The organism is Burkholderia sp. LMG 13014 (genome assembly GCF_905232215.1).
Lineage (GTDB): Bacteria > Pseudomonadota > Gammaproteobacteria > Burkholderiales > Burkholderiaceae > Burkholderia.
In genome coordinates this window covers 1-4,449 of sequence record NZ_CAJNKE010000488.1, presented here as the reverse complement: position 1 = coordinate 4,449, position 4,449 = coordinate 1, and the positions used below count along the sequence as shown (strand labels likewise).

The following is a 4,449-nucleotide window of genomic DNA, read 5'->3' as shown; positions in this document are numbered from 1 at the left end:
TATATGAGACTGGGCACTCGGCCTCGCGGGCCAGACGGCCGCGATCCCGTTCGACATCCCGTTGCGCGAAGCGCGCGATGCGTTCGAGCGTGCGTACTTCGAATATCACCTCGCACGCGAAAACGGCAGCATGACGCGCGTCGCGGAGAAGACGGGCCTCGAGCGCACGCACCTGTATCGCAAGCTCAAGCAGCTCGGTGTCGAGCTCGGCAAGAAGCCGTCCGAAGGCGCCGTATAAAATATTTCGCGAAAGTACTTGATCAAGTAACGAAGGGTGGATATACTTTCTCTTCTTCGTTGGCCCGGTAGCTCAGTTGGTAGAGCAGCGGATTGAAAATCCGCGTGTCGTTGGTTCGATTCCGACCCAGGCCACCAGAATTAAAACCCCAAGAATCGGAAGGTTCTTGGGGTTTTTCGTTTGTGGTGGGGTTTGCGTGGTGAGTGGCAAGCGAAGTGGCGCGGGGCGGCTGCCCGGCAGCATTCGTGCGGGCATGATAAAATCCGTGCCCGCTCAATAACTTAGCGCATCGCTTCATGCGCACGGCAGGCTGCCAGCGTGGCGCCGCCGTGGCGCGCGGCAACGATGCCGCGCGATGGGCGGTATAAGCGCTCCGCCGCGTTCGCGGCCGATTGCGCTGCCTATACTGGTCGAGCCGGCCCAGGCCGGCACGCGTCGGGCCGCCCGGCGGCAACCGGCCCCGGGGCGCAGCGCGACGCGAGCCTACACATTCACGGAGTATCACGGTGACTCGGACAGACGCTAAAGACGGCGCGCTCGTGTTGTTTTCCGGCGGGCAGGACTCGGCCACGTGCGTGGCATGGGCCCTCGAACGCTATCAGACGGTCGAGACGCTCGGCTTCGATTACGGCCAGCGCCACCGCGTCGAGCTCGAATGTCGCGAAGGCGTGCGCGAAGCGCTGAAGCGTGATTTTCCCGCCTGGTCGGACCGGCTCGGCGACGATCACATGATCGACCTGTCGGTGCTCGGCGCGATCAGCGATACCGCGATGACGCGCACGATCGAGATCGAGACGGCGGCGAACGGCCTGCCGAACACGTTCGTGCCGGGCCGCAACCTGATGTTCATGACGATCGCCGCGGCGATCGCCTATCGCCGCGGGTTGCGCGTGCTGGTCGGCGGGATGTGCGAGACCGATTTTTCGGGCTATCCCGATTGCCGCGACGACACGATGAAGGCGCTGCAGGTCGCGCTGAACCTCGGAATGGACACGCGCGTCGTGCTCGAGACGCCGCTGATGTGGCTCGACAAGGCGCAAACCTGGCAGCTTGCCGAACAGCTCGGCGGCGAAGCACTCGTCGAACTGATCCGCGTCGAGACGCACACCTGCTACGTGGGCGAGCGCGCGGAACTGCACGAGTGGGGCTTCGGCTGCGGCGAATGCCCGGCCTGCAAGCTGCGCAAGCGCGGCTACGAGGCCTACCTGAAAGGCGAACGCGTGACCGAAGCGCCGCTGTGAAGCGCGCCGCGGCACGGTGAATGAACAACGGATTCCGATCCGGATTTTGATCGACAGCGAGCGGCGCGAGCCGGACGAAGCACGATGACTTACGCGGTCAAGGAAATTTTCTACACGTTGCAGGGCGAGGGCGCGAACGCCGGCCGGCCGGCCGTGTTCTGCCGGTTCGCCGGCTGCAATCTGTGGTCGGGCCGCGAAGAGGATCGTGCGGAGGCCGTGTGCCGCTTCTGCGATACCGACTTCGTCGGCACCGACGGCGAGAACGGCGGCAAGTTCAAGGACGCCGAAGCGCTCGTCGCGACGATCGCCGGCCTGTGGCCGGAGGGCGAGGCGCACCGCTTCGTCGTCTGCACGGGCGGCGAGCCGATGCTGCAGCTCGACCAGCCGCTCGTCGACGCGCTGCACGCGGCCGGCTTCGAGATCGCGATCGAGACCAACGGCTCGCTGCCGGTGCTCGAATCGATCGACTGGATCTGCGTGAGCCCGAAGGCCGACGCGCCGCTCGTCGTCACGAAGGGCAACGAACTGAAGGTCGTGATCCCGCAGGACAACCAGCGGCTGGCCGACTACGCGAAGCTCGACTTCGAGTATTTCCTCGTCCAGCCGATGGACGGCCCGTCGCGCGACCTCAACACGAAGCTCGCGATCGACTGGTGCAAGCGTCATCCGCAGTGGCGGCTGTCGATGCAGACCCACAAATATCTGAACATTCCCTGAGCCACGGCTTTTGACATCGTGCTGATTACCCGAAAACTCGAATTCGACGCGGGCCACCGCATTCCCGACCACCGCAGCCAGTGCCGGAACCTGCATGGTCATCGCTACGTGCTCGAAGTCACGCTGCGCGGCGATCTCGTCGATACCGAGGGGGCGCCCGACCGCGGCATGGTGATGGATTTCGCCGACGTGAAGGCGCTCGCGATGGAGCACCTGGTCGGCAAGTGGGACCATGCGTTCCTGGTCTATGCGCGCGACGACGTCGTGCGCTCGTTCCTCGAGCAGATGGCCGACCACAAGACGGTCGTGATCGACCGGATCCCGACCGTCGAGAACCTCGCGGCGATCGCGTTCGACATCCTCGCAAGCGTGTACGACGCGCACTACGGCGTGAACCTGCGGCTCGAGCGCGTGCGCCTGTACGAAACGCCGAACTGCTGGGCCGACGTCGAGCGCCAGCCCGGCCGCTGATCCCGCCTTCCCGGCAGCCCCGCCAGCCGGCGCGGGCTGCCGGCGCCGCATCCCGCGGCTTCCCCGTCTCGCTCCCCGTCCGTTTCCACATTCCGCGTAACGCCGCGCTATGATCGTTGCGTGGCGCCGAAAAACGCAGCCGTGCGCCATCGCGCGGCCGGCGCTGTCAGATCGGCCGTCCACGGCCGACTGACGTTCCAGGGCCCGGTCCTGGCGCCGCCGTGCTTCGCTGCCCGGCGTGTCGCGCTCCGCTTTGCCCGTTGCTTGTCCCGTTCGATTGCCGTTCCGTCCAGGAGGCCGTATCGATGAGCACGCTCACCAATTCCCTCAAACAACGCCTGCGCGACGGCGACGAGCCGCTGTACGGCCTGTGGCTGTCGCTCGGCAGCGACTCGGCCGCGGAAGCGCTCGCGCATGCCGGCTACGACTGGCTCTGCATCGACATGGAGCACGCGCCGAACGACAGCCGCGATGTGGCATCGCAGTTGCGCGCGATCGCCGCCGCCCATCTGCCGAGCGAGCCCGTCGTGCGCGTGCCGGCGCGCGAACCGTGGCTCGTGAAGCGCGCGCTCGATGCGGGCGCGCGCACGCTGATGTTTCCGTGCATCGAGACCCCCGACGACGCCGCGCACGCGGTGCGGCTGACGCGCTATCCGTCGCCCGAATCGCCGGACGGGCTGCGCGGCGTCGCGGGCATGGTGCGTGCGGCGGCGTTCGGCATGCGCCGCGATTACGTGCAGACGGCCAACGCGCAGGTCGCGGTGATCGTGCAGATCGAATCGGCGCGCGGAGTCGACGAAGTCGAGCGGATTGCGGCGCTGCCCGGCGTCGACTGCCTGTTCGTCGGCCCGGCCGATCTCGCGGCTAGCCTCGGGCACCTCGGCGACATCCGCCACCCGGACGTCGAAACCGCGATGGCGCGCGTGCTCGCGGCCGGCCGGCAGGCCGACGTCGCAGTCGGCATCTTCGCGGGCGATACGGCGGCCGCGCGCCAGTATCGCGAGGCCGGCTACCGGATGATCACGCTGTCGGCCGACGTAAGCTGGCTGTTGCGCGCAACGCGGCAGGCGCTGCAGGAGGTACGGTCATGAACGGTGGCGATGGCGCGTGCCGTGGGCGCGCACGGGGCGCGATCGGGGTGTGCGGGCAGGGCGGCGCGATGCTCGGCCTGTGGGCCGTGTGTATCGCGGCCGCTGCGCAGGGCGCACCGCAAGCGAAGCCCGATCCGACGCGCGAGACGCAATCGGCGGTCGCCGACTACAACGCCGGCGACTATCGCGCGGCGCTGGTGCAGTTCCACGACGCGGCCGAGCGCGGCGATCGTCTCGCGCAATTCAACTACGCGATGATGCTGCTGACGGGCGAAGGCGTGACGGCGAACGTCGACGAAGGGCTGCGCTGGCTGAAGCGCGCGGCCGACGCGAACATGTCGCATGCGCAGTACGTGTATGGCCGGATGCTCGACGACGGCGAGTTCGTCGCGCGCAATCCGGCCGAAGCGCATCGCTGGTTCCTGCGGGCGGCGAAGCAGGGGCATGTGCAGGCCGAGCTGTCGCTCGCGAACCAGTTCCTCGACGGGCGCGGCACGCCGCGCGACAACCGGCAGGCGTTCGCGTGGTACAAGCAGGCCGCCGACGCGGGCGAGCCGACCGCGCAGTACGTGACCGCGTCGTTCTACGAGCGCGGCGGCGACGGCGTCGCGCAGAACCTGAACATCGCGCGGGCGTATTACGCGGCGGCCGCCGCACAGGGCGACGAGACGGCCGGGCTGAAATTCAAGGA

At 67.6% G+C, this 4,449-nt stretch carries 5 protein-coding genes, 1 tRNA gene and 1 pseudogene; all 7 read left to right on the top strand.

What is annotated here, in order from left to right; all coding sequences use genetic code 11:
* Positions 1-13 precede the first annotated feature (13 nt).
* A pseudogene (esaR, locus tag JYJ84_RS29350) lies at positions 14-238 on the top strand (response regulator transcription factor EsaR); the annotation flags it as partial.
* A gap of 61 nt (positions 239-299) precedes the next feature.
* Positions 300-375 (top strand) — tRNA-Phe (locus JYJ84_RS29345).
* Between the two features lie 369 nt (positions 376-744).
* The gene (queC, locus tag JYJ84_RS29340; RefSeq protein WP_122946533.1) at positions 745-1,479 is read left to right on the top strand and encodes a 7-cyano-7-deazaguanine synthase QueC; all 735 of its coding nucleotides are present in this window, start codon (positions 745-747) and stop codon (positions 1,477-1,479) included.
* A gap of 84 nt (positions 1,480-1,563) precedes the next feature.
* Entirely contained in the window at positions 1,564-2,196 is a 633-nt protein-coding gene (queE, locus tag JYJ84_RS29335; RefSeq protein ID WP_021163976.1) for a 7-carboxy-7-deazaguanine synthase, read from the top strand.
* A gap of 18 nt (positions 2,197-2,214) precedes the next feature.
* Entirely contained in the window at positions 2,215-2,667 is a 453-nt protein-coding gene (gene queD, locus JYJ84_RS29330) for a 6-carboxytetrahydropterin synthase QueD (RefSeq protein WP_089451443.1), read from the top strand.
* Positions 2,668-2,972: 305 nt separating this feature from the next.
* On the top strand, positions 2,973-3,758 hold the full coding sequence (locus tag JYJ84_RS29325; protein ID WP_122946532.1) for an HpcH/HpaI aldolase/citrate lyase family protein: 786 nt from the start codon (positions 2,973-2,975) through the stop codon (positions 3,756-3,758).
* Positions 3,755-4,449 (top strand): tetratricopeptide repeat protein (locus tag JYJ84_RS29320; protein ID WP_205189818.1); only part of this gene is annotated, 695 nt, incomplete at its 3' end. The genes JYJ84_RS29325 and JYJ84_RS29320, both read left to right, overlap by 4 nt.

Excerpts from the sequence above, each read along its gene's own strand:
- queE (WP_021163976.1), top strand. The coding sequence starts at position 1,564 with ATGACTTACGCGGTCAAGGAAATTTTCTACACGTTGCAGGGCGAGGGC.
- JYJ84_RS29325 (WP_122946532.1), top strand. The coding sequence starts at position 2,973 with ATGAGCACGCTCACCAATTCCCTCAAACAACGCCTGCGCGACGGCGAC.